Annotated in this window: 1 protein-coding gene; it reads left to right on the top strand. The window is 57.5% G+C overall.

What is annotated here, in order from left to right:
• Positions 1 to 969 precede the first annotated feature (969 nt).
• Positions 970 to 1,308 (top strand): hypothetical protein, encoded by a 339-nt coding sequence (locus K344_RS24065; protein ID WP_157622898.1) that lies wholly within the window; start codon positions 970 to 972, stop codon positions 1,306 to 1,308.
• The last annotated feature ends 133 nt before the right edge of the window (positions 1,309 to 1,441 follow it).

Below are 1,441 nucleotides of genomic sequence, written 5' to 3'. Positions count from 1 at the left end.
ACAAAGCGGGGGCTTTCGTGAGTTCCATCGGGCAGCACACCCAACTAGCGTTTCCAGCCGACGTGTCCGCCTTCGGCGGCCACGCGGCTGAAACAGGGCGTTGGGCACCATGAAAGCTCACGCGATGGAGAGTCTGATTTTCATTGAGGCGGTGGTACTCGCCGGCCCCATTACAGCGTTCGTCGCATATTCCAGCATCCTCGCTGCCGTATTCGGCCTACCCACGTTGGTTTGGTCGTTTGGCGCTCCTGGTCGCTTTGAACCAACCTTTGCGGCAGTGCTTTGCGCCCTGCCGCTTGGTGTATTTGCGCTCGTCCACCTTTGGTCTCTCACCCGTAGCACAGCCAAAGGCCGGCGGCACGTATTAGGCCGCGCTTTCCAACTCGCCGTTTTCTCGGCTCTCGCCAGCTCCGCTGTTTTGGTGTTCGTTTATGGCTTCGCGGCACTGCTGTTCGGGGTTGTAGCTCCATGCGCCCTTCTGGCACACATGATCTATCTTCAGCGCAGGTTGAAAAATGGTGCCCAACCATCGGTTCCACCCGACGTCCCGGCCTCCGCGGCTTCGCCGCTCCGTCCGGGCCGCGGGTGAACCGGGGCGTTATGACTCGAACAGCTAAGCCACCGAGGTCCGGTCCAGTCACGCTCATCGACCGGCTGGCCGTCGCGTATCTAAGCGGTCTAATCGCCTTTATCACTGGCACGCTGCTGTGGCTCACAGTTGCAGGGTTCAACGCAGGCGGAGCGCACATCGCGTTTCTTCCGTTCAGTATCGTTCTCTGGTTCTCCGGAATCATGGCCTTCCTGGGGTTCCTGCTCATGGAGAATTTCTTGATGGAGATACTTGTTCGGGCGTGGCAGCTGCTCAAAGCAATGTGGGGCTTCGATGGGCGCTAGTCATAACAACAGGTTCAACCCGACGTGCCCGCCTTGCGGCGGTCACGCGGGTTAACCTGGGCGTTAGCCCTAGCAATGGAAAACACCGTCGATCAGCTCCTGAGCATCGCCAGCGCAATCTCGCGCGGTGAGATTCCGCCATATCAGCACAACGAGTGCTTCACTTCAGGCGCGTTTGATTTGCTCGTGATAAACGCGCACGGAGCAAAAGCATTTGATCTGTTGCAGCAAGTCTGTGCTCGCTACGGCGAAATCAAATCGTCTGGTATTCCGCTCAGCGGCTACTTTAAGCTTCTTGAAATTCTTGCTCGTCAATCGAACACAACAGAACAGCCACAAGGCATTCAAGCAATCATCTCGGAGCAACCGGAGCTTTCCCGTGAACTGCGTTCTTGGTATCGAGCAGCGGGCTAACCAGTGCGTGCAGCCGACCGTCCACTCGCTACGCTCGCGGCCGTCGGCTGACGCTTGGCGTTGATATGACTTCCGCCGTCAAGAACGAGAGATGAAGCTTTTGCTGTTTTCAGTTCATTGGGATTTCCGAATC

Source organism: Solimonas soli DSM 21787 (assembly GCF_000474945.1).
Taxonomy (GTDB): domain Bacteria; phylum Pseudomonadota; class Gammaproteobacteria; order Nevskiales; family Nevskiaceae; genus Solimonas; species Solimonas soli.
The sequence above is the reverse complement of the archived record's forward strand: the minus strand, read 5'-3'. Positions and strand labels throughout refer to the sequence as shown.